Genomic DNA, 21,802 nt, shown 5'->3' with positions numbered 1-21,802 from the left:
ATTAACCGCTTCGCTGGTTGATGACTGATACGTCATGCTGCGGGCATAAAAAAAAGCCCGCCGAAGCGAGCTTTTTCTGCAACAGACCTGAATTACAGGTTGGTCGCGTTTTCAGACAGGTATTTCGCAACGCCTTCCGGAGATGCGCCCATGCCTTCTTTTCCTTTTTCCCACTGAGCCGGGCAAACTTCACCGTGCTCTTCGTGGAATTGCAGCGCGTCAACCATACGCAGCATTTCATCAACGTTACGGCCCAGTGGCAGATCGTTGACAACCTGATGACGAACAACGCCGTTCTGGTCGATCAGGAAAGAGCCGCGCAGTGCAACGCCTGCGTCCGGATGCTCGATACCGTAAGCTTTCTGGATTTCGCGTTTGATATCAGCAACCATTGCGTATTTCACTTCGCCGATGCCGCCTTTCTCAACCGGAGTTTTACGCCATGCGTTGTGCACGAACTCGGAATCGAAGGAGACACCAACAACTTCAACACCACGCTTCTGGAACTCTTCGTAACGCTTGTCAAAAGCAATCAGCTCAGACGGGCAGACGAAGGTGAAGTCCATTGGCCAAAAGAACACAACGGTGGCTTTACCAGCGGTGTGTTTTTTAAAGTTAAAGTTTTCAACGATTTCACCGTTGCCCAGTACAGCTGCTGCAGTAAAATCAGGGGCTTGACGAGTTACCAGGACCATATTCACTCCTGTAAAAGTGTGAGGTTAATAAAATTTAATGCCCGCAATTATAGAGGGTACGTTACCGCGGGAACCAATGCATAACGCCGATTAATTTGATAGGCGTTACCTATCAAATAGGGTGCATTATCAAGGTAGCCTCATACAATAACCCTTTCTGACAAAAGGGCAAGCAGCAAGTGGTTTCTGGCTGCTTCACAGCTGCTGCTGTGCGGCTTGTGCCATCATGCGCGGATAAAACTGCCAGAACAGTGTGTCAAATTGATGATAATGCGCGACAAAATCCTGATAAGAGTCGCTGAGGGCAGCCAGCCGGGGGCGGCGTGAGGCCATGCCATACAGCACCTTCTCTAAGTAAGCTGCATCGGCATAGTTTTCCATCCAGCGCTCGGTCCATAAATAGCGATTAAGGTTCTGAAAGCGCTCTGGCGTCGACGGTAATTCAGGCTGGATCACCGCGCGTGCCTGGTTGAGGAAAGTTGGCAAGGATATTTCCGGCGCAATCTGTTGCCAGTGGCGCGCGAGAAAATGGTCCCAGATAACATCCAGCGTAATGGGCGCAACGCGATACGTTTCCTCGCGGAAGTAACGGCGCGCGGCGCGGACTTCCGGCAGCGAATCCGTCATGACATCAATACGACGGTGCAACGAAATGCCTTCGGCTACCGGCTGAGGCCAGTCGTTATGCGGGTTGCCGCGGACGAAGTCGGCCATCAGATTGCCGAGCAGCGAACTGTTGGCCAGCGTGGCCAGATGAAGATGAGCAAGAAAGTTCATGCCGGCGAGTATAGCCATTTTACCGCTCAATGGCACGGGCGGCGCGTGCGCCTTCGCCCGGTTACACGATGGTTTATTATCCGTTTCAGCCAGTTGTTTAGAATTGAGCGCTTTTCGGCTAAACTATGCCGCCTGTTTCACACCTGAAGATTGATACCCATGCGCGTTGCCGATTTTTCTTTTGAGTTACCTGAATCTTTGATTGCCCATTACCCGCAGCCACAGCGCAGCGGATGTCGCCTGCTTTCCCTCGACGGGCCGAGCGGTGAACTGACGCATGGGGTATTCACCGATTTGCTGGATAAACTCGAGGCTGGCGATCTGCTGGTATTCAATAATACCCGGGTGATTCCGGCGCGCGTATTCGGACGTAAAGCCAGCGGCGGTAAAATCGAAGTGCTGGTCGAGCGTATGCTCGATGAAAAACGCGTGCTGGCGCATGTGCGCTCCTCTAAATCGCCGAAGCCCGGTGCAGAGTTATTGCTGGGTGAAGATGAAAGCGTGAAAGCGACGATGGTAGCGCGCCATGATGCGCTGTTTGAAATCGAGTTTCACGACGAACGCGCGGTACTCGATATTCTGAACGCCGTCGGCCATATGCCACTGCCGCCGTATATCGACCGTCCTGATGAAGATGCTGACCGTGAGCTGTATCAGACGGTCTACAGCCAGCGTCCGGGCGCGGTTGCCGCGCCGACTGCCGGTCTGCATTTTGACGAGCCGTTGCTGGCTGCGCTGCGTGAGAAAGGCATTGAGATGGCGTTCGTTACGCTGCATGTTGGTGCGGGCACTTTCCAGCCGGTGCGGGTAGAAACCATCGAAGACCATATTATGCATGCCGAATATGCTGAAGTGCCGCAGGATGTCGTCGATGCGGTACTGGCGTGCAAAGCGCGCGGTAAGCGGGTGGTAGCGGTCGGCACCACGTCGGTGCGTTCGCTGGAAAGCGCGGCCAAAGCCAGTCAGGATGCACTGATTGCGCCCTTCTTCGACGATACCAAAATCTTTATCTACCCGGGCTATCACTACCAGGTTGTCGATGCGCTGGTGACCAATTTCCACCTGCCGGAGTCGACGCTGATTATGCTGGTGTCGGCATTTGCAGGTTACCGCCACACCATGCAGGCTTATCAGCAGGCGGTGGCGGAGCAATATCGTTTCTTTAGTTACGGCGATGCGATGTTTATCAGCCGTAATCCGCAGGCCGAAGTCGAAGTGGTCGGCGAGTAATTTATTCCGCCGGGGTTAACCGGGCGGAACCTTTAATCGCGCAGCGCGCGGTTGTTAACATCATCAGACTGTTTCTCTGATGGTCTGGAGGCAATGTGAAGTTTGAACTTGATACTACCGATGGACGCGCTCGTCGCGGACGCCTGGTATTTGATCGTGGCGTGGTAGAAACCCCGGCGTTTATGCCGGTCGGCACCTACGGTACCGTTAAGGGGATGACCCCGGAAGAAGTGCAGGAGACCGGCGCGCAGATTATTCTGGGCAACACCTTCCACCTCTGGCTGCGTCCTGGCCAGGAGATCATGAAGCTGCATGGCGACCTGCACGACTTTATGCAGTGGAAAGGCCCGATTCTTACCGACTCCGGCGGTTTTCAGGTATTCAGCCTCGGTGATATCCGTAAGATCACCGAAGCCGGCGTTCATTTCCGTAACCCGATCAATGGCGATCCTATCTTCCTCGATCCGGAAAAATCGATGGAAATTCAGTACGATCTCGGTTCCGATATCGTCATGATCTTTGACGAATGTACGCCTTATCCTGCTGACTGGGATTACGCCAAAAACTCGATGGAAATGTCACTGCGCTGGGCACAACGCAGCCGTGACCGTTTCGATTCGCTCGGCAATAAAAATGCGCTGTTTGGCATTATTCAGGGCGGTGTTTACGAAGATTTACGTGATGTCTCCGTCAAAGGGCTGGTAGAGATTGGCTTTGATGGGTACGCTGTGGGCGGCCTGGCGGTCGGTGAGCCGAAAGAAGATATGCACCGTATTCTGGAGCATGTCTGCCCGCAGATCCCGGAAGACAAGCCGCGCTATCTGATGGGCGTGGGTAAACCTGAGGACCTGGTGGAAGGGGTTCGTCGCGGCGTTGATATGTTCGACTGTGTGATGCCAACCCGTAACGCGCGTAACGGTCATCTGTTTGTGACCGATGGCGTGGTTAAAATCCGCAATGCGAAGTATAAAGATGACACCTCTCCGCTGGATGCCGAATGTGATTGCTACACCTGTCGCAGTTACAGCCGTGCTTACTTGCACCACCTTGATCGCTGTAATGAAATCCTGGGTGCGCGGCTGAATACTATTCATAACTTGCGCTATTACCAGCGTTTGATGGCGGGTTTACGCCAGGCCATCGAAGAGGGTAAATTAGAGTGCTTCGTTACCGAGTTCTATGAACGGAAGGGTAAGGCAGTTCCGCCTTTAACCGTCTGATAATTAAACAATGAGGGAAATTTAATGAGCTTTTTCATTTCTGACGCAGTGGCTGCAGCAGGCGCGCCGTCTCAGGGAAGTCCTTATTCTCTGGTAATCATGCTGGTAGTATTTGGTCTGATTTTCTACTTCATGATCCTGCGTCCGCAGCAGAAGCGTGCGAAAGAGCACAAGAAGCTGATGGACTCCATTGCCAAAGGTGATGAAGTGCTGACCACCGGTGGTCTGGTAGGTCGTGTGACTAAAGTCGCTGAAACCGGTTATGTAGCAATTGCGCTGAACGATACAACGGAAGTTGTGGTCAAACGTGATTTCGTGGCTGCCGTTCTGCCGAAAGGTACGATAAAGGCGCTGTAATTTAGTTTTTCCCTAAGGGAACTGCCGTGTTAAACCGTTATCCTCTGTGGAAGTACATCATGCTGATCGTCGTGATTCTCGTCGGTCTGCTGTACGCACTTCCCAACCTTTATGGTGAGGATCCGGCTGTTCAAATCACTGGCGCGCGCGGTGCCGCCGCCAGTGAGCAAACGCTGGGTCAGATCCAGGAAGCATTAAAACAAGACAATATTCAGAGCAAATCAATTGCGCTGGAAAACGGTGCCATTCTGGCGCGTTTCGCTAATACGGATGTGCAGCTGCGCGCCCGCGAAGCGATTATGAAGGTTCTTGGCGAGAATTACGTTGTCGCACTTAACCTCGCACCAGCAACGCCAGCCTGGCTGAGTCTGCTGGGGGCAGAGCCGATGAAACTCGGCCTTGACCTGCGTGGTGGTGTTCACTTCCTGATGGAAGTGGATATGGATACCGCACTGGGTAAACTGCAGGAACAGAATACCGACAGCCTGCGTAGCGACCTGCGTGACAAAAATATTCCTTACACTAACGTTCGTAAAATTGATAACTACGGTGTGGAAGTGCGTTTCCGCGACGCCAGCGCCCGTAATGATGCGGTGCAGTACTTAACTTCCCGCCATCGCGATCTGGTTATCAGCAACAGCGGCAGTAATGCACTGCGTGCTGTGATGAGTGACGAGCGTATGCGTGAAGCGCGTGAGTATGCGGTTCAGCAAAACATCAATATTTTACGTAATCGTGTTAACCAGCTTGGCGTGGCCGAGCCACTGGTGCAGCGTCAGGGTTCTGACCGCATCGTGGTAGAGCTGCCAGGGATTCAGGATACTGCGCGTGCGAAAGAGATTCTTGGCGCAACCGCAACTCTGGAATTCCGTCTGGTCAACACCAGCGTCGATCAGTCTGCGGCGGCTTCTGGCCGTGTGCCTGGTGACTCTGAAGTTAAAAACACCCGTGAAGGGCAGCCGGTTGTGCTGTACAAGCGTGTGATTTTGACCGGTGACCATATTACCGATTCCACTTCCAGTACCGATGAGTACAACCAGCCACAAGTGAATATTTCACTGGACAGCGCTGGCGGTAACATCATGTCCAACTTCACCAAGGACAATATTGGTAAACCAATGGCAACGCTGTTTGTTGAGTACAAAGACAGCGGTAAGAAAGATGCCACCGGTCGCGCCATTCTTGAGAAGCAGGAAGAGGTGATCAACGTTGCGAATATCCAGTCTCGTCTGGGTAACAGCTTCCGTATTACCGGTATCAATAACCCGAACGAAGCGCGTCAACTGTCGTTGCTGCTGCGTGCCGGTGCGCTGATCGCGCCAATTCAGATCGTTGAAGAGCGGACTATCGGCCCGACCATGGGTGCACAGAACATCACACAGGGTCTGGAAGCGTGCTTATGGGGTCTGCTGGCATCTATCGTGTTTATGGTGGTTTACTACCGTAAGTTTGGTGTGATTGCTACCTCGGCGCTGATTGCTAACCTGGTGTTAATCATCGGGGTGATGTCGCTGCTGCCGGGTGCCACGCTCACCATGCCAGGTATCGCGGGTATTGTCTTGACGCTGGCGGTGGCGGTTGATGCCAACGTACTGATCAATGAACGTATCAAAGAAGAGCTGAAGAATGGTCGGTCGATTCAACAATCGATTCATGAAGGTTATAAAGGTGCGTTCTCCAGTATCGTCGATGCTAACGTAACCACCCTGATTACCGCCGTCATTCTGTACGCTGTGGGTACCGGTTCGATTAAAGGCTTTGCGATCACTACCGCCATCGGCGTGGTGACCTCAATGTTCACTGCAATTGTCGGTACACGTGCCATCGTCAACCTGTTGTACGGCGGCAAACGCATCAACAAGCTGTCTATTTGAGGAGTGCGTTGTGGCACAGGACTATAGCGTTGAACAACTAAACTACGGGCGTAAAGTTCATGACTTTATGCGCTGGGATAAACTGGCTTTCACCATTTCCGGGTTGCTGTTGGTCGCTGCGGTGATCATTATGGGCGTGCGCGGATTTAACTGGGGGCTTGATTTCACCGGCGGTACAGTCATTGAAATTACCCTCGAGAAGCCTGCCGATCTGGACTCCCTGCGTGGGGCGCTGGTGAATTCCGGTTTCGCCGAACCGCAGGTGCAGAACTTTGGCAGCAGCCGTGACGTTTTGGTGCGCATGTCGCCAAATGAAGGCAATGCGGGTCAGGAGTTAGGCAGCAAGGTGGTGACGATTATCAATCAGGCGACTGAGCAAAATGCGACGGTTAAGCGTATTGAGTTCGTCGGCCCTAGCGTGGGCAGCGATCTGGCGCAGGCGGGCAGCATGGCGCTGCTGGTAGCGCTGATTGCGATTCTGATTTACGTCGGTTTCCGCTTTGAGTGGCGACTGGCGCTGGGTGCGGTATTAGCACTGGCGCACGACGTGATCATCACCATGGGTATTCTCTCGCTGTTCCATGTCGAGATTGACCTGACCATTATTGCCTCACTGATGTCGGTTATCGGTTACTCGCTGAACGACAGTATCGTGGTATCGGACCGTATTCGTGAGAACTTCCGCAAAATCCGTCGCGGCACGCCTTACGATATCGTTAACGTCTCACTGACCCAGACGCTGAGCCGTACCATTATGACTTCCGCTACCACGTTAGTGGTGGTGCTGATGCTATATATATTCGGTGGCGCACTGCTGGAAGGCTTCTCGCTGACCATGCTGATTGGTGTTTCAATCGGTACCGTCTCTTCCATCTACGTCGCCTCTGCGCTGGCGTTGAAACTGGGCATGAAGCGTGAGCACATGATCCAGCAGAAAGTGGATAAAGAAGGTGCGGATCAACCGTCGATTCTGCCTTAACAGCGGAACCGCACGGTTAATAAAAAGCCACGCATTTGCGTGGCTTTTTTTTATTGCGCTGGCGACGGCGTAACCGGCGAGGTTGCCGCGGCGGGCATGACATCATGCACCCGCACGTAGCCAAGCTGTTCCGGCTGAATACCGCTTAAACGCAGTGGCACGGTGGCATCGGCTCTGGGTAGCAAAGTAGAGGGAACTTCAATCGTTTGCGACTGGCTGTCGACCGCCAGCGGTTTTCCGGTGGTCGGGTCGAGTTCGCCCCATTCAACTTTAATCGTCATCGGTACCAGCCGTTGCTCGCTTGCCGCGCGGATATGTAACAGCGCGCGGGTGCCGTTGGCTTCCGCTTCGACATGACTTAATGACAGCCGCAGCTGCCCGGCATTACTCTGTAATACGACGGCGGTATTAGCTGACGGCAGTAGCCATGCGCCATTGGCTACACCATTGTTAAGCAAGCGCTGCTGCTCAAGCATCGACGCCTGATCGGTCAGCTGACGCAATTCCTGATTAAGTTTACCCACTTCATTGTGCAGTTGATTAACTGCGGGTGGCTTCGGTGCTGCGCAACCGGCCAGCATGATCACCATTGCCAGTAATGCGGGTTTGTACCGCTTATTCCTTTCCATCTCGCCTCCACGTCTCGCGATAGCTTGAAAACAGGACTGTTTCAGTTATCAGTTAAGCATAGCGGAATTTACGCCATTTCTTTTGCACTGCTGCGCGGAATGCGCAACTGAGGCAAAGTAGCCGGAAAGGCAAGGAAAGCCAAATGCGGTTATTTTGTTGAACGGCACTTCGCGCTACACTGTTGAACAATTTGCTGAATTATCAGGAAGCATCATGCATTGCCCATTCTGTTCCGCTGTGGATACCAAAGTGATTGACTCCCGTCTGGTGGGTGAGGGTACTTCGGTGCGCCGCCGTCGTCAGTGTCTGGTATGTCATGAGCGCTTTACCACTTTCGAAGTGGCAGAGCTGGTGATGCCGCGTGTGGTCAAGAGCAATGATATTCGCGAACCTTTTAATGAAGATAAACTGACCAGCGGCCTGATGAAGGCACTGGAAAAGCGCCCGGTTAATTCCGATGATGTGGAAAACGCCATCAGTCATATTAAAACCCAGCTGCGCGCTACCGGCGAGCGCGAAGTGCCGAGCAAGATGATTGGCAATCTGGTAATGGACGAGCTGAAAAAGCTGGATAAAGTGGCTTACATTCGTTTTGCCTCGGTTTATCGCAGCTTTGAAGATATCCGTGAATTTGGCGAAGAGATCGCCCGCTTACAGGATTAAGCCATGCGAGATGAATTTTACATGGCCCGTGCGCTGGAGCTGGCGCGCCGGGGCAGATTTACCACCACGCCGAACCCCAATGTTGGCTGTGTGATTGTTCGTGACGGCGAGATTGTCGGTGAGGGCTGGCATCAGCGCGCCGGGGAGCCGCACGCTGAAGTGCATGCGCTGCGCATGGCCGGTGATAAAGCCAAAGGCGCGACCGCTTACGTTACGCTCGAACCCTGTAGCCACTTTGGCCGCACGCCCCCCTGCTGTGATGCGCTGATTACTGCTGGCGTGCAGCGTGTGGTCGCCGCCATGCAGGACCCTAACCCTGAAGTGGCTGGGCGCGGGCTTTATCGTCTGAAGCAGGCGGGCATTGAGGTCAGTCATGGCCTGATGAGCCATGAAGCCGAAGCCCTTAATCGCGGCTTTCTTAAGCGTATGCGCACCGGTTTTCCGTGGGTACAGCTTAAACTGGGTGCCTCACTGGATGGTCGCACGGCGATGGCCAGCGGCGAAAGCCAGTGGATCACCTCACCGCAGGCGCGGCGTGATGTGCAGCGACTGCGGGCGCAGAGTTCGGCGATTCTCAGCAGCAGCGCCACGGTTCTGGCAGACGATCCGTCATTGACGGTGCGCTGGGAAGAGCTGGACAGCGCCAGCCACGCAGCTTATGCCGCAGAAGATTTACATCAGCCGCTGCGGGTGATTATTGACAGTCAGAACCGCGTGACGCCACAGCACCGCCTGATTAACCTGCCGGGTAACAGCCTGCTGGCGCGTTTGCAGCCGGATCGGCAAGCCTGGCCAGAGAGTGTGGAACAGCTGAAAGTTCCGGCGCTGAATCAGCGTATCGATTTGGTCTCTTTATTAATGCTGTTGGGCAAACGTCAGGTAAATACCCTTTGGGTTGAAGCCGGAGCCAGTCTGGCAGGTGCATTGTTGACCGCTGGTGTGGTCGACGAGGTGATAGTATACCTTGCGCCAAAATTATTGGGTGACCATGCGCGCGGCCTTTGTCATCTGCCTGGGTTAGCGCAACTGGCTGATGCACCAGAATTTTCTTTTAGCGATGTCCGTCAGGTTGGGCCAGATTTGCGCCTGACGCTGAGTCCTCGCTAGCGGCCTGCGGAAAAGCGGAAGCAGACCGACGAAGAGTATGATAGAATCCGCCCCCCTGCGGGGCCAAACAGAACCCTGAAAGGACTAATATGAAGATTATCGAAGCAGCTGTTGCCACTCCCGACGCTCGCGTTGCAATTGTTATCGCGCGCTTTAACAACTTCATCAATGAAAGCCTGCTGAGCGGCGCAATTGACGCGCTGAAGCGTATCGGCCAGGTAAAAGATGAAAATATCACTGTCGTCTGGGTTCCAGGTGCTTATGAATTACCGATTACCGCGCGTGCGCTGGCGAAAGCCGGTAAACATGACACGGTAATCGCGCTCGGCACGGTAATCCGTGGCGGCACCGCGCACTTTGAATATGTTGCTGGTGAAGCCAGCTCTGGCCTGGCAAGTGTTGCGATGAACAGCGACATTCCGGTGGCTTTCGGTGTTCTGACTACCGAAAACATCGAGCAGGCCATTGAGCGCGCCGGCACCAAAGCGGGTAACAAAGGCGCAGAAGCTGCGCTGACTGCACTCGAAATGATTAATGTATTGAAAGCCATCAAAGCCTGATTTTTTGTAAGGGGAATTTTGTGAAACCTGCTGCACGTCGCCGCGCCCGTGAGTGCGCTGTCCAGGCGCTTTACTCCTGGCAGCTGTCTAAAAACGACATCGCTGATGTCGAATACCAGTTTCTGGCGGAACAAGACGTCAAAGACGTCGATATCAACTATTTCCGTGAGTTAGTGGGCGGCGTTGCAACCAACAGCGCATACCTCGACGGTCTGATGAAGCCTTACCTGTCGCGTCAGCTGGAAGAGCTGGGCCAGGTGGAAAAAGCCATCCTGCGTATTTCGCTGTTTGAACTGAGTAAGCGCTCCGATGTGCCTTACAAAGTGGCCATCAATGAAGGTATCGAGCTGGCGAAAATATTTGGTGCTGAAGACAGCCACAAATTCGTCAACGGCGTACTGGATAAAGCAGGCCCGGCAATTCGCCCTAATCGCAAATAATCAATTCAGGCCGGTTCTCCGGCCTTTTCTTTAAGTCTTAGCGGAACGCATTTATGGCATGTGGCGAATTCGAACTTATCGCACGTTATTTTAATCGTGTGACAAGCTCTCGTCGCGATGTGGAAAAAGGCATTGGCGACGACTGCGCGTTACTCAACGTAGCGGAAAAACAAACCCTCGCAATAAGCACTGACACGCTGGTTGAAGGCATTCACTTTTTACGTGATATCCATCCTGCTGATTTAGGTTATAAAGCGCTGGCGGTGAATCTGAGCGATCTGGCGGCAATGGGCGCCGATCCGGCGTGGTTAACGCTGGCGATCACCCTGCCGGAAGTTGATGAAAGCTGGCTGAAAGCCTTCAGCGACAGCCTGTTTGAGCTGCTGGATTACTACGATATGCAGCTGATTGGCGGGGATACCACCCGCGGCCCGCGCAGCCTGACCTTGGGTATTCATGGTCTGGTGCCGGTGGGTCGAGCGCTGAAACGTTCTGGTGCGCGTCCCGGTGACTGGATCTATGTAACCGGTACGCTGGGCGACAGTGCGGCGGGTCTGGCGCTGTTACAGCATCATATTCGCATCGCCGATCCTGCTGCCTGTGAAGCGCTGATCAAACGTCATTTGCGTCCGATGCCGCGTGTGCTGCAAGGTCAGGCGCTGCGCGATCTGGCCAGCTCGGCGATTGATATCTCTGACGGGCTGATGTCAGATCTGGGGCATATCCTGAAAGCCAGTGACTGCGGCGCACGGATCAATCTCGATGCGCTGCCGCTGTCGCCGGTACTGGTCGACAATATTGAGATGCAGCAGGCGCTGCGCTGGGCATTAACCGGTGGCGAAGATTACGAGTTGTGCTTTACCGTGCCGGAAATTAACCGCGGTGCGCTGGATGTGGCGCTGGGTCATCATGGCGTGCCCTATACCTGTATTGGTCAGATTGCACCGGTTTCGGAAGGGGTGAAGCTGATGGAGCAGGGCAAAGCCGTTGAGTTTGATTTGAAAGGATTCGACCATTTTGCCGCGCGCTAAAGCGGCGGCAATCTTTAAACCTTCAGGTCACCACCGGCCGTTATAATCATCGTATTGTGACTCCCTTACTCTGTGAGGGAGTGAGCACATTATTCAGAGATCAAACACTTTCCTCCCCTTGATGATATTTTCAATGATTTACCATAGTGACTATTGAGTAACGTTACTAGATCTGGTTATGATTCTGCCAGAAAGGAGACGCCTTTCTTTAATTCGATGGATAACCAGATAACAAGGACAGTAACATGCGTAAAGCAACGCTCATCTTATCTTTAGCAGCCTTATTGGCTGTCAACACCTCAGCCAAAGCCGAAAGTAACCATACGTTTTCTGCCGGTTACGCCTCAAACGATTTTCTCAATTCCAAAGGCTTTAACACCAAATATATCTATGACAACAGCGATTTACCCGTCGGCTGGGCTGGCTCATTCACCAGTACCTGGAACGAGCAGGATATGGGCTTTAGCAAAATGAAGTTCAATTATTATTCGCTGACCACGGGTCCGGCACTGCGCGTGGCTGATTTTGTCACGCTGTATGCGTTGGCCGGGGCAAGTAAAGGGCAACTGTCATACAGTCACAGTGACGCGAAAAGTGATACTTACGGCTTTACCTGGGGCCTGGGTGTTCAGGTTGATTTGATACAAAATCTGGTGCTGGATGCCGGTTACGAGCGTAGTAGCCTGGCACCGAGAAAGAGCTATGATAAAGACGATAAACGCACCCAGATGAATGTCTGGACAGTGGGTGTGGGTTACCGTTTCTGATCGTGATGGCTCGCACGGGCGGCGTCAGCGCCGCCCTGAAATTGAGTGGCATGCAGCTACTCAAACCCCACTACATGGTGCGGATGATAAACCGTTTCCAGCTCGGCAATCTCTTCACTGCTGAGTTCCACATCCACGGCTTTAACTAAATCTTCCAGCTGTCCGGCGCGTGAAGCGCCGATAATTGGCGCGGTGACGGCCGGTTTACTCAGCATCCACGCCAGCGCGATTTGCGCCCGGCTGACGCCTCTAGCCTCTGCAATGGCTGCAACGCGTTCAGCGATGGCCGCATTGTTCTCTTCACTCTGATTATACAGGGTATTGCCATACTCATCCGATACCGAACGCGCGGTAGTTTCACCCCACGGGCGGGTCAAACGGCCGCGCGCCAGTGGGCTCCAGGGCAATACGGCGATATTTTCTGCCTGGCAAAGTGGATGCATTTCGCGCTCCTCTTCGCGCTGAATCAGATTGTACTGATCCTGCATGGAAGCAAAACGCGTCCAGCCGTGCAGATCGGCGGTATACAGCGCTTTGGCAAACTGCCAGGCGTACATTGATGAAGCACCGATGTGGCGCGCTTTACCGGCTTTTACCACCTCATGCAGCGCTTCCAGCGTCTCTTCCAGCGGGGTGTGATAGTCCCAGCGGTGAATTTGCAGCAGATCGACATAATCCATACCGAGCCGCGACAGGCTGTCATCAATCGACTGCAGAATATTTTTTCGCGACAGACCGCCGGGCAGATTACTCATCGGAAAATAGACTTTAGTGGCGACAACGATCTCGTCACGACGAGCATAGTCACGCAGTGCGCGGCCAACAATCTCTTCGCTGCTGCCATCAGAGTAGCTATTAGCGGTATCGAAGAAGTTGATACCGGCTTCCAGCGCCTGCTTGATTAGCGGCCTGCTGCTCTCTTCCGGTAATGTCCACGCGTGCTTGCCGCGTTCGGGCTCGCCATAGGTCATACAGCCCAGGCAGAGACGGGAAACCTGCAGATCGGTGCTGCCTAATTGGATGGTTTTCATAAGGGCTCCTGCTATTCAGCTTACGGGCTTTCCAGCCAGATGATTTTTATAAGCATAGCAGGTGAGACGCTCCCCGAACGGGGAGCGCATTGACAGGTTACTGTGCCAGCCAGCTGGCGATTTGTGCGCGAATACCCTCGGCATCCAGCTGGAAATCATGACGCACTTCATCCTGGGTGCCTTGCGGAATAAACCGATCCGGCAGACCAATATTCAGCACCGGCACCGGGCGACGTTTAGCCATCAGCAGCTCGTTAACGCCGCTGCCCGCACCGCCTTTGATTGCGCCTTCCTCCAGCGTAATCAGCGATTCGTGGCTGGCAGCCAGCTCAAGAATCAATGCCTCATCCAGCGGTTTAACAAAACGCATATCGACCAGAGTGGCATTCAGCGCTTCGGCGGCGGCCTGCGCTTCCGGCAGCAGCGTACCGAAGTTCAGAATCGCCAGCTTTTCACCGCTGCGTTTCTTCACGCCTTTACCCAGTGGCAGCCCGGCCAGCGGTTCCAGCGTTGCGCCGGTGCCGTTACCACGTGGATAACGCACTGCGCTCGGGCCATCATTGTAGTGGAAGCCGGTATACAGCATCTGACGACACTCATTTTCATCGCTCGGCGTCATAATCAGCATGTCGGGAATACAACGCAGGAAAGCGATATCGAACGCGCCCTGGTGGGTTTGCCCGTCGGCACCGACAATGCCGCCGCGATCAATGGCAAACAGTACCGGTAATTTCTGGATCGCCACATCGTGAATGAGCTGATCGTAAGCGCGTTGCAGGAAGGTAGAGTAGATCGCGACCACCGGTTTATAGCCACCAATCGCCAGCCCTGCAGCAAAGGTCACCGCATGCTGTTCCGCAATTGCCACATCAAAATATTGTCCAGGATAGTTGCGGGAAAACTCAACCATTCCCGAGCCTTCACGCATCGCTGGCGTCACCGCCATTAATTTAGCGTCGTCAGCGGCGGTTTCGTTCAGCCAGTTACCGAAAATCTTCGAGTAGCTTGGCAGACCTTCCGCGCTTTTTGGCAGCAGGCCGCTGGCCGGATCGAATTTCGGAACCGCATGCCAGCTAATCGGATCTTTTTCAGCCGGTGCGTAGCCTTTGCCTTTTTTGGTCATAATATGCAGGAACTGCGGGCCTTTCAGGTCACGCATATTCTTCAGCGTATTCACCAGCGCCAGCACATCATGGCCGTCAACCGGACCGATATAGTTGAAGCCGAGCTCTTCAAACAGCGTACCCGGCACCACCATACCTTTCAGATGCTCTTCGGTGCGTTTCACCAGCTCTTTGATCGGTGGCAGACCGTCCAGCACTTTTTTGCCGCTCTCACGCAAGCGCGAGTAGGTTTTGCCGGAGAGGATCTGCGCCAGGCGATTGTTCAGTGCGCCAACGTTTTCTGAAATCGACATTTCGTTGTCGTTCAGCACCACCAGTAAATCGGCTTTGATATCGCCTGCATGGTTCATCGCTTCAAAAGCCATGCCGGCAGTGATGGCACCATCGCCAATCACGCAGGCGGTACGGCGGCCTTTACCTTCTTTGCCAGCCGCCACGGCCATGCCGAGACCTGCACTGATCGAGGTGGAAGAGTGGCCGACGCACAGCACGTCGAATTCGCTCTCTTCACGCCACGGGAAAGGGTGTAAACCGTTTTTCTGCCGGATGGTGCCGATACGATCGCGACGTCCGGTCAGGATTTTGTGCGGGTAAGCCTGATGGCCAACGTCCCACACCAGGTGATCGAACGGCGTGTTGTAGACATAGTGCAATGCCACCGTAAGCTCTACCACGCCAAGGCCGGAAGCAAAATGTCCGCTGGAGCGGCTTACGCTGTCGAGCAAATATTGCCGCAGCTCATCACACAGCTTCGGCAGGCTCTCTTTCGGTAACAAACGTAACTCTTGCACCGAACTTGCCAGAGCTAATGTCGGGTATTTTGCAATATCAAAACTCATCAGAGACTCATCGTGGCAGTTATTTATCGCGTTCAATTATGAAACTTGCTAACGCTTGTAATGACGTTGTATTAAATGATTGCGCAGCAAGCGTTTCCAGAGCGCTGAGCGACTCCTGATAGAGGTCCCAGGCCTTTGAGCGGGCATTTTCCAGCCCCATTAACGCCGGATAGGTACTTTTACCTAAATCCTGGTCGGCACCCTGACGTTTGCCCAGCACGGCGGTGTCCCCGACCACATCCAGAATATCGTCCTGAACCTGGAAGGCTAAGCCGACCGCATTGGCATAGCGATCGAGAGCAGGCATCGCCTGGCGTCCACGTTCACCTGCGGTTAATGCACCTAAGCGCACGGCGGAGCGGATCAACGCGCCAGTTTTATGGCGATGAATCTGCTCCAGTGCGGTTAAATCAATTTGCTTACCTTCGGCTGCCAGATCAAGCGCCTGACCGCCGCACATTCCGGCCACACCGCTGGCCTGCGCCAGTTCAGAGATCATCGCAATACGATCCACGGCGCTGACTCCCGGCATTGGTTGATCTGCGAGGATGGTAAACGCCAGTGTTTGCAGGGCATCGCCCGCCAGAATCGCCGTCTCTTCACCGAATTTAATATGACAGGTGGGTTGACCACGACGCAGGCTGTCGTTGTCCATTGCCGGTAGATCGTCGTGGATCAGGGAGTATGCATGAATACATTCCACCGCCGCCGCTGGGGCATCCAGGCTGGCCGGGTCGGCTTTTAACATCTCACCGGTCGCGTAAACCAGAAACGGACGTAATCTTTTGCCGCCCAATAATGCGCCATATTCCATGGCCTTCACCAGAGGAGAACTCTGAAAAGGCAGTGGCGCCAGCATGCGGCTCAGCGCGCCATTTACGCGCTGGTGATAGGCATCAAGTAAACTGGCGAAATCCATCATTCACTTTCCGGAGTGAAAGGAGAGAGTTCTGCATCTTTGTCGTCGCTCAGTAAAATCTGGACGCGCTGCTCGGCCTGCTGCAGTTTTTGCTGACCTGTACGCGCCAGTTGCACGCCGCGCTCAAATTCGTTCAGCGCCTCTTCCAGCGGCAGATCACCACTTTCCAGACGAGTGACAATCTGTTCAAGCTGCTGCAGTGAGGTCTCAAAACTGGCGGGCTGTTCGGCTTTTTTCGGCATAATACGTATCGGCTCAGTGGTTTTTCATCATCTTGCTGGCAGCTATGGTAGCCGACTGGAATTAATTAGCAAAATAATGATATGGGCGGCGGTTGCTGAAGCAGTCGCCAGTCAAAGGTGGTATACTTTCGCGCCTCGGATGCAAAGGGCTCAGGCTACTTTGCAATACATTGATTTTAACAGCTAAGTGCTGTGCTTTTCAGCCCTTAATTGCCTAACGAACCTGTGCCGCCATGAAGTTTATCATTAAATTGTTCCCCGAAATCACAATCAAGAGCCAATCTGTGCGCTTGCGCTTCATCAAAATACTGACGGGGAATATTCGTAACGTTCTCAAGCACCACGATGACTCGCTGGCGGTCGTTCGCCATTGGGATCATATTGAAGTTCGCTCTAAAAACGAAGAGCTGCGCAGCACCATTGTTGATCTGCTGACGCGAATTCCCGGTATTCATCACATTCTGGCCGTCGAAGACCGCGCTTATACCGATGTTCATGACATCTTCGAGCAGACGCTGGAGCTAAATCGTGAGCGTATTGAAGGCAAAACCTTCTGCGTGCGCGTAAAACGCCGTGGTAAGCACGAGTTTAGCTCACAGGACGTCGAACGCTATGTCGGTGGTGGACTGAATCAGCATGTCGCCAGCGCACAGGTGAAACTCAATCAGCCACAGGTGACGGTTAATCTGGAGATTGAAAACGATCGCCTGCTGCTGGTCACTGGCCGCTATGAAGGTATTGGTGGCTTCCCGATCGGTACTCAGGAAGATGTACTGTCACTGATCTCCGGTGGTTTTGACTCTGGCGTTTCCAGCTATATGCTGATGCGTCGTGGTTGCCGTGTGCACTACTGTTTCTTCAATCTTGGCGGTGCAGCGCATGAAATTGGCGTACGTCAGGTCGCACACTACCTGTGGAATCGCTTTGGCAGCTCGCACCGGGTACGGTTTGTGGCGATCAACTTTGAACCGGTAGTCGGTGAGATTCTGGAAAAAGTCGATGATGGCCAGATGGGCGTGGTGCTGAAGCGTATGATGGTACGTGCGGCTTCGCGCGTGGCTGAGCGTTACGGCGTACAGGCGCTGGTGACCGGTGAGGCACTGGGTCAGGTTTCCAGCCAGACGCTGACTAACCTGCGGCTGATCGATAATGCCAGCGATACCTTAATTCTGCGTCCGCTGATTTCGCACGACAAAGAGCATATCATCAATCTGGCGCGCCATATCGGCACCGAAGATTTCGCCCGTACCATGCCGGAATACTGTGGTGTTATTTCGAAAAGCCCGACGGTGAAAGCGGTGAAGGCGAAGATTGAAGCGGAAGAGCAGAACTTCGATTTTGCCATTCTCGACCAGGTGGTGCAGGAAGCGACCAATGTCGATATCCGCGAAATCGCTACCCAGACGCAGGAAGAGGTGGTGGAAGTTGAAACCGTTGCCTCATTTAGCGCAAATGATGTGGTGCTGGATATTCGCTCAATCGATGAGCAGGACGACAAACCGCTGGAGATTGAGGGGATGGAAGTGAAATCGCTGCCGTTCTACAAGCTCAGCAGCCAGTTTGGCGACCTCGATCAGAGTAAAACCTGGTTGCTGTACTGTGATCGTGGCGTGATGAGCCGTTTACAGGCGCTGTATCTGCACGAACAGGGCTTTAAAAACGTGAAGGTTTATCGCCCATAGTTCTGAACGGGCGGCGTTTATGTACGCCGCCCGTTGTTAATGGCTGCCTTATTCTACCCACTCGCGATAATCAAAAATCCCGGCGGCTAACACCAGCTGCGACGCTACTTCGTGTGCTTTCTCCTTGCCGACCAACAAATCAATCAGCTTCAGCGCAAAATCAATCGCCGTACCCGGCCCCTGGCTGGTCAGTAAGTTAACGCGCGGATCCCATACCACGCGGCGATCCATCCATTTTTCTGCTGGTATGGTCTCTTTCAGGCCCGGATAACCGGTCATATTACCGACCGGAAACAGATCATGGGGAACCAGCACCGTCCCGGCGGCGGCACAGATAGCGGCAACAATGCGGCCGGAAAGATGAAACTGACGCACGCTTTCCACCAGCAGCGGGCTGTCGCGGAAAGTTTCGGCGCCCTTCAGGCCACCGGGCAGCACGATGGCCGCAAAGTCATTATCCGCCACTTCTACCAGTGGCGCATCGGCCAGCAGGCGCACGCCGCGTGAGCAGACTATTTCGCGTTCACCATTACTCTCCACGCTGGCGGTGGTGACGCTCAGGCCGCCACGAACCAGTAAGTCGATGGTAGTGACCGCTTCAGTTTCCTCAGTTCCATGTGCCAGGCAAACCAGCACCGATGCGTTCGCGCTCATAATCTTGCTCCTTTCGCTTAATCAATTCATACAGACGACTGTTTTCCGGCGTAGCAATCCCCTGGGCGCGTGCGCGACGTAGCAGATAGCCGGTAATATATTCAATTTCCGTGCGGCGTTCGGCACGGATATCTTGCAGCATCGACGAGGTATTCCCGGCGGTACTTTCGATGACCGCGAGAACATAATCCATCAGGCTGTCCGGCGAGGTGTGCTGGCCTTCGCGTTCCATAACGGTGGCAATTTCTTCGCACAGGCGCACGATCTGCTCGCGGTGTGCCAGCAGGTCGCCATTGCTACAGTTCCAGATCACCGTCAACGGGTTTATCACGCAGTTAACTGCCAGCTTCTGCCAGCTGGCCGACGCCATATGATTATGCCAGGCAACGTCAGGCAGCGCCTGATGCAGCACTTCCGCCAGATCGCTCAGCCCGGCACTTTCTGGCGTGCCGGGGCCGATATGGGTGACACCGTTGGCAACATGAATAATCACGGTGCCATCACGTTTAGCGGCATGGGTAGTAATACCTTGCAGAATCGGCTGTGGCAGATCTTTCAGCTCATCCAGCGTGCCCATGCCGTTATGCAGCAGTAAAATCGGGCAGTCAGCAGGTAACTGCGTTTGCAGGCTGCGCAAGGCTTCAGAAACCTGCCACGCCTTAAGCGTCACCAGTAATAATTCGGTTTGCGCCAAAAACTGCGGATCGTTGGCAATCCAGGTCTGATTAACCGTATTGCCTTCAAGGTCGATAATGTTCGCAGAACAGTAGGGCTGCGGAACTCTCAGCCATCCCTGAACGTCATGTCCCTGTTTATGGAGGGCAGATAACCAAATTTGCCCCAACGCACCGCAACCCAGAACGGTAATTTTCATTATTCCTCCCCGCGTACGGGTTTATACACTGCGCCTCACCCGGCACAGTTTTAATTATAGCTTTCTCTGCTGGCGGTTTTCTTTGAACCAGACAACCGAGTATTATGCATGTCACTTTAGAATCTGGAGAATAAATCATGCCATCTTTCGATATTGTTTCTGAAATCGACATGCAAGAAGTACGCAATGCGGTGGAAAATGCCAACCGCGAGCTGTCCACCCGCTTTGATTTTCGTAACGTTACCGCCAGCTTTGAGCTGAATGAGCAAAACGAATCGATAAAAGTGATCAGTGAATCAGATTTCCAGGTAAAACAGCTGGTGGATATCCTGCGCGAGAAGCTGCTGAAGCGTGGTATCGAGGGTGCCTCACTCGATGTGGCAGAGCAGATTGAACATAGCGGTAAAACCTGGAGCGTCGAAGCCAAAATGAAACAGGGCATCGAGACCGAAATGGCGAAGAAGATCGTTAAGCTGATCAAAGACAGCAAAATTAAAGTGCAGTCGCAGATTCAGGGCGATGAAGTGCGGGTTAACGGTAAGTCGCGTGATGATTTGCAGAGCGCGATGGCGTTAGTGCGCAATGGCGATTTGGGACAGCCGTTCCAGTTCAAAAACTTCCGCGACTGATAACAGAGGCGGCGAAATCGACTGCCGCCTTAACATAAAGTTTGCGTAGCGGCGGCGTTTACGCCGCCGAAAACGACTACGCCGAGGCTACCAGCGCCTCTAACTCAACGCGGTTGGTCATTTTGCTGTCAATTTTAACATACGCACTTTTCTCTTCCGGCACGATAAACACTGCCGCGACGCCAGGCTGTGCTTTCAGCCGCTGCTCAACTTTCTCGAAACTGCCCTGAGCATCATTGAGCGTAATGCGCAAACTGCTGACGTAAGGCGGTTCATGCATACTGAAGCTGACAAACAGCCACACCGCGGCCAGCACTGCACCCAGCAGGAAAACGCTCTGCGCATCAACATTGCCAAAAATCCAGCCGCCAAGGCTACCGCCAATCGCCACGCCAATAAACTGGCTGGTGGAGTAAACCCCCATCGCCGTCCCTTTGTAGCCCGGAGGTGACTCTTTGCTGATCAGCGACGGCAAAATCGCCTCCATCAGATTGAAGGCGAGGAAGAACAGCTGCACGCCAAACACCAGGGTCCAGAAGTGGTTACCTGCGCCCCACAGCACAATCTCAGCTATCAGGATCAGCGCCACGCAGCCGACAAAAACGCGCTTCATACGGCGTTTCACTTCCGCATAGATGATAAACGGGATCACAGCGGCAAAGGCAATCAGCATGGTGGCAAGATAGACTTTCCAGTGCTGCTCAGGCGGAAAACCGGCCTGTTCAAATTGTCCAGGTAGCGCGACGAAACTCGACATCAACAGAATGTGCAGGCAAAGGATGCCAAAATTGAGCTTCAGCAGGCGTGGATTAGCCAGCACCTCACGAATACTGGCTTTGACCATGCCGGATTCACGATTCAACACATGGTGCGTCGAGGAGGGCACCACCAGCAGGGTGATCACGATGCCGAGTGTTGCGAGGATGGCAATCATCCAGAACAGCGCATGCAGGCCCAGCGCATGAGTAACAATTGGGCCGACCACCATCGCAATGGCAAAAGTAACACCAAAACTGATGCCGATAAATGCCATCGCTTTGGTGCGATTCTGTTCGCGCGTTAAATCCGACAACAGCGCCATTACCGCAGCCGCAATCGCGCCGGAGCCTTGTAAAGCACGGCCAAGAATGACTCCCCAGATGGAGGTGGTGCAGGCGGCAATCACGCTACCCAGCACAAACACTAACAGCCCGCCAACGATCAGCGGTTTACGGCCAATACGGTCTGAAAGCAGGCCAAAGGGAATCTGGAAGATAGCTTGCGCCAGCCCGTAAATACCAATCGCCAGCCCAATCAGCGCTTCGCTGGCTCCCTGTAACGCCATGCCATAAGTGGTCAGTACCGGTAAGACCATAAACATTCCCAGCATACGCAGGGAAAAAACGGTCCCTAAACCCCAGGTCGCGCGCAGCTCGACTGGAGTCATTTTATTATCGTTCATTAAAACCTCAGTTAGAGTCTATTCCACCAGGTACTAT

General features: G+C 53.7%; 23 protein-coding genes. 13 read left to right on the top strand and 10 right to left on the bottom strand.

The annotated features are described in order from the left end of the window. Positions 1 to 92: 92 nt before the first annotated feature. Positions 93 to 695 carry a peroxiredoxin C gene (locus ACP3TC_RS16315; RefSeq protein WP_313856085.1) on the bottom strand — a complete coding sequence of 201 codons (603 nt, stop codon included), beginning with the start codon at positions 693 to 695 and terminating at the stop codon, positions 93 to 95. A gap of 195 nt (positions 696 to 890) precedes the next feature. Next, positions 891 to 1,472, bottom strand: a complete 582-nt coding sequence (locus ACP3TC_RS16310; RefSeq protein ID WP_313857612.1) for an ACP phosphodiesterase — start codon at positions 1,470 to 1,472, stop codon at positions 891 to 893. A gap of 159 nt (positions 1,473 to 1,631) precedes the next feature. Here ACP3TC_RS16310 and queA point away from each other — a divergent pair, with 159 nt between their 5' ends. From queA to secF, 5 genes are all read left to right on the top strand, one after another. Further along, the gene (queA, locus tag ACP3TC_RS16305) at positions 1,632 to 2,702 is read left to right on the top strand and encodes a tRNA preQ1(34) S-adenosylmethionine ribosyltransferase-isomerase QueA (RefSeq protein WP_313856086.1); all 1,071 of its coding nucleotides are present in this window, start codon (positions 1,632 to 1,634) and stop codon (positions 2,700 to 2,702) included. Between the two features lie 95 nt (positions 2,703 to 2,797). Next, positions 2,798 to 3,922, top strand: a complete 1,125-nt coding sequence (gene tgt / locus ACP3TC_RS16300) for a tRNA guanosine(34) transglycosylase Tgt (protein WP_426816834.1) — start codon at positions 2,798 to 2,800, stop codon at positions 3,920 to 3,922. A gap of 24 nt (positions 3,923 to 3,946) precedes the next feature. Further along, positions 3,947 to 4,279 (top strand): preprotein translocase subunit YajC, encoded by a 333-nt coding sequence (gene yajC, locus ACP3TC_RS16295; protein ID WP_313856088.1) that lies wholly within the window; start codon positions 3,947 to 3,949, stop codon positions 4,277 to 4,279. Between the two features lie 26 nt (positions 4,280 to 4,305). Further along, positions 4,306 to 6,153 carry a protein translocase subunit SecD gene (gene secD / locus ACP3TC_RS16290; protein ID WP_313856089.1) on the top strand — a complete coding sequence of 616 codons (1,848 nt, stop codon included), beginning with the start codon at positions 4,306 to 4,308 and terminating at the stop codon, positions 6,151 to 6,153. Between the two features lie 10 nt (positions 6,154 to 6,163). Further along, a complete protein-coding gene (secF, locus tag ACP3TC_RS16285) occupies positions 6,164 to 7,132 on the top strand; it encodes a protein translocase subunit SecF (protein ID WP_313856090.1) in 969 nt (322 codons plus the stop codon). A gap of 50 nt (positions 7,133 to 7,182) precedes the next feature. On the opposite strand, the gene ACP3TC_RS16280 is transcribed toward secF, so the two are convergent. Then, complete coding sequence (locus ACP3TC_RS16280; RefSeq protein ID WP_426816833.1) at positions 7,183 to 7,761, bottom strand: DUF3251 domain-containing protein; 579 nt, start codon at positions 7,759 to 7,761, stop codon at positions 7,183 to 7,185. Between the two features lie 214 nt (positions 7,762 to 7,975). Here ACP3TC_RS16280 and nrdR point away from each other — a divergent pair, with 214 nt between their 5' ends. The 6 genes from nrdR to ACP3TC_RS16250 all read left to right on the top strand — a co-directional run bounded on the left by nrdR (position 7,976) and on the right by ACP3TC_RS16250 (position 12,330). Further along, a complete protein-coding gene (nrdR, locus tag ACP3TC_RS16275) occupies positions 7,976 to 8,425 on the top strand; it encodes a transcriptional regulator NrdR (protein WP_026111667.1) in 450 nt (149 codons plus the stop codon). Positions 8,426 to 8,428: 3 nt separating this feature from the next. Further along, the gene (ribD, locus tag ACP3TC_RS16270; protein ID WP_426816832.1) at positions 8,429 to 9,532 is read left to right on the top strand and encodes a bifunctional diaminohydroxyphosphoribosylaminopyrimidine deaminase/5-amino-6-(5-phosphoribosylamino)uracil reductase RibD; all 1,104 of its coding nucleotides are present in this window, start codon (positions 8,429 to 8,431) and stop codon (positions 9,530 to 9,532) included. Between the two features lie 89 nt (positions 9,533 to 9,621). Next, positions 9,622 to 10,092, top strand: coding sequence for a 6,7-dimethyl-8-ribityllumazine synthase (ribH, locus tag ACP3TC_RS16265; protein WP_052899253.1), 471 nt, complete (start codon positions 9,622 to 9,624; stop codon positions 10,090 to 10,092). Between the two features lie 20 nt (positions 10,093 to 10,112). After that, on the top strand, positions 10,113 to 10,532 hold the full coding sequence (gene nusB, locus ACP3TC_RS16260; protein ID WP_313856094.1) for a transcription antitermination factor NusB: 420 nt from the start codon (positions 10,113 to 10,115) through the stop codon (positions 10,530 to 10,532). Positions 10,533 to 10,585: 53 nt separating this feature from the next. Continuing rightward, a complete protein-coding gene (gene thiL / locus ACP3TC_RS16255; protein ID WP_313856097.1) occupies positions 10,586 to 11,563 on the top strand; it encodes a thiamine-phosphate kinase in 978 nt (325 codons plus the stop codon). 245 nt (positions 11,564 to 11,808) lie between these two features. Continuing rightward, positions 11,809 to 12,330: an Ail/Lom family outer membrane beta-barrel protein gene (locus ACP3TC_RS16250; protein WP_313856099.1), complete on the top strand. Its 522-nt coding sequence runs from the start codon at positions 11,809 to 11,811 to the stop codon at positions 12,328 to 12,330. A gap of 56 nt (positions 12,331 to 12,386) precedes the next feature. Here ACP3TC_RS16250 and ACP3TC_RS16245 read toward each other — a convergent pair whose 3' ends face one another. The 4 genes from ACP3TC_RS16245 to xseB form a co-directional block, all read right to left on the bottom strand. After that, on the bottom strand, positions 12,387 to 13,361 hold the full coding sequence (locus ACP3TC_RS16245; protein WP_426816831.1) for an aldo/keto reductase: 975 nt from the start codon (positions 13,359 to 13,361) through the stop codon (positions 12,387 to 12,389). Between the two features lie 97 nt (positions 13,362 to 13,458). After that, positions 13,459 to 15,324: a 1-deoxy-D-xylulose-5-phosphate synthase gene (gene dxs, locus ACP3TC_RS16240; RefSeq protein ID WP_313856103.1), complete on the bottom strand. Its 1,866-nt coding sequence runs from the start codon at positions 15,322 to 15,324 to the stop codon at positions 13,459 to 13,461. Positions 15,325 to 15,343: 19 nt separating this feature from the next. After that, entirely contained in the window at positions 15,344 to 16,243 is a 900-nt protein-coding gene (gene ispA, locus ACP3TC_RS16235) for a (2E,6E)-farnesyl diphosphate synthase (RefSeq protein WP_313857613.1), read from the bottom strand. Continuing rightward, entirely contained in the window at positions 16,243 to 16,485 is a 243-nt protein-coding gene (gene xseB / locus ACP3TC_RS16230; protein WP_313856104.1) for an exodeoxyribonuclease VII small subunit, read from the bottom strand. The genes ispA and xseB overlap by 1 nt, the downstream gene beginning before the upstream one ends. A gap of 233 nt (positions 16,486 to 16,718) precedes the next feature. On the opposite strand from xseB, the gene thiI reads away from it, so the two are divergent. Then, on the top strand, positions 16,719 to 18,167 hold the full coding sequence (gene thiI / locus ACP3TC_RS16225; protein ID WP_313856105.1) for a tRNA uracil 4-sulfurtransferase ThiI: 1,449 nt from the start codon (positions 16,719 to 16,721) through the stop codon (positions 18,165 to 18,167). 48 nt (positions 18,168 to 18,215) lie between these two features. On the opposite strand, the gene yajL is transcribed toward thiI, so the two are convergent. Then, on the bottom strand, positions 18,216 to 18,821 hold the full coding sequence (gene yajL / locus ACP3TC_RS16220) for a protein deglycase YajL (RefSeq protein WP_426816830.1): 606 nt from the start codon (positions 18,819 to 18,821) through the stop codon (positions 18,216 to 18,218). Further along, positions 18,775 to 19,695 carry a 2-dehydropantoate 2-reductase gene (panE, locus tag ACP3TC_RS16215; RefSeq protein ID WP_426816829.1) on the bottom strand — a complete coding sequence of 307 codons (921 nt, stop codon included), beginning with the start codon at positions 19,693 to 19,695 and terminating at the stop codon, positions 18,775 to 18,777. Before panE ends, yajL begins: the two co-directional genes overlap by 47 nt. A 137-nt stretch (positions 19,696 to 19,832) precedes the next feature. Here panE and ACP3TC_RS16210 point away from each other — a divergent pair, with 137 nt between their 5' ends. Then, complete coding sequence (locus tag ACP3TC_RS16210) at positions 19,833 to 20,324, top strand: YajQ family cyclic di-GMP-binding protein (RefSeq protein ID WP_313856111.1); 492 nt, start codon at positions 19,833 to 19,835, stop codon at positions 20,322 to 20,324. A gap of 76 nt (positions 20,325 to 20,400) precedes the next feature. Here the strand turns inward: ACP3TC_RS16210 and ACP3TC_RS16205 are convergent, their stop codons facing one another. Continuing rightward, positions 20,401 to 21,765: an MFS transporter gene (locus tag ACP3TC_RS16205; RefSeq protein WP_313856113.1), complete on the bottom strand. Its 1,365-nt coding sequence runs from the start codon at positions 21,763 to 21,765 to the stop codon at positions 20,401 to 20,403. Between the last annotated feature and the right edge of the window lie 37 nt (positions 21,766 to 21,802).

The sequence above is a fragment of the Winslowiella sp. 2C04 genome (genome assembly GCF_050037805.1).
Taxonomy (GTDB): domain Bacteria; phylum Pseudomonadota; class Gammaproteobacteria; order Enterobacterales; family Enterobacteriaceae; genus Erwinia; species Erwinia toletana_A.
Note: the sequence above shows the minus strand (reverse complement) of the source record. Positions and strands in the feature narration are given on the sequence as shown.

Excerpts from the sequence above, each read along its gene's own strand:
- queA (WP_313856086.1), top strand. The coding sequence starts at position 1,632 with ATGCGCGTTGCCGATTTTTCTTTTGAGTTACCTGAATCTTTGATTGCC.
- xseB (WP_313856104.1), bottom strand. The coding sequence starts at position 16,485 with ATGCCGAAAAAAGCCGAACAGCCCGCCAGTTTTGAGACCTCACTGCAG.
- ribD (WP_426816832.1), top strand. The coding sequence starts at position 8,429 with ATGCGAGATGAATTTTACATGGCCCGTGCGCTGGAGCTGGCGCGCCGG.
- dxs (WP_313856103.1), bottom strand. The coding sequence starts at position 15,324 with ATGAGTTTTGATATTGCAAAATACCCGACATTAGCTCTGGCAAGTTCG.
- yajC (WP_313856088.1), top strand. The coding sequence starts at position 3,947 with ATGAGCTTTTTCATTTCTGACGCAGTGGCTGCAGCAGGCGCGCCGTCT.
- ACP3TC_RS16315 (WP_313856085.1), bottom strand. The coding sequence starts at position 695 with ATGGTCCTGGTAACTCGTCAAGCCCCTGATTTTACTGCAGCAGCTGTA.
- nrdR (WP_026111667.1), top strand. The coding sequence starts at position 7,976 with ATGCATTGCCCATTCTGTTCCGCTGTGGATACCAAAGTGATTGACTCC.
- ACP3TC_RS16245 (WP_426816831.1), bottom strand. The coding sequence starts at position 13,361 with ATGAAAACCATCCAATTAGGCAGCACCGATCTGCAGGTTTCCCGTCTC.
- ACP3TC_RS16205 (WP_313856113.1), bottom strand. The coding sequence starts at position 21,765 with ATGAACGATAATAAAATGACTCCAGTCGAGCTGCGCGCGACCTGGGGT.
- yajL (WP_426816830.1), bottom strand. The coding sequence starts at position 18,821 with ATGAGCGCGAACGCATCGGTGCTGGTTTGCCTGGCACATGGAACTGAG.
- thiL (WP_313856097.1), top strand. The coding sequence starts at position 10,586 with ATGGCATGTGGCGAATTCGAACTTATCGCACGTTATTTTAATCGTGTG.
- ribH (WP_052899253.1), top strand. The coding sequence starts at position 9,622 with ATGAAGATTATCGAAGCAGCTGTTGCCACTCCCGACGCTCGCGTTGCA.
- ACP3TC_RS16280 (WP_426816833.1), bottom strand. The coding sequence starts at position 7,761 with ATGGAAAGGAATAAGCGGTACAAACCCGCATTACTGGCAATGGTGATC.
- thiI (WP_313856105.1), top strand. The coding sequence starts at position 16,719 with ATGAAGTTTATCATTAAATTGTTCCCCGAAATCACAATCAAGAGCCAA.
- ispA (WP_313857613.1), bottom strand. The coding sequence starts at position 16,243 with ATGGATTTCGCCAGTTTACTTGATGCCTATCACCAGCGCGTAAATGGC.
- panE (WP_426816829.1), bottom strand. The coding sequence starts at position 19,695 with ATGAAAATTACCGTTCTGGGTTGCGGTGCGTTGGGGCAAATTTGGTTA.
- ACP3TC_RS16250 (WP_313856099.1), top strand. The coding sequence starts at position 11,809 with ATGCGTAAAGCAACGCTCATCTTATCTTTAGCAGCCTTATTGGCTGTC.
- ACP3TC_RS16310 (WP_313857612.1), bottom strand. The coding sequence starts at position 1,472 with ATGAACTTTCTTGCTCATCTTCATCTGGCCACGCTGGCCAACAGTTCG.
- ACP3TC_RS16210 (WP_313856111.1), top strand. The coding sequence starts at position 19,833 with ATGCCATCTTTCGATATTGTTTCTGAAATCGACATGCAAGAAGTACGC.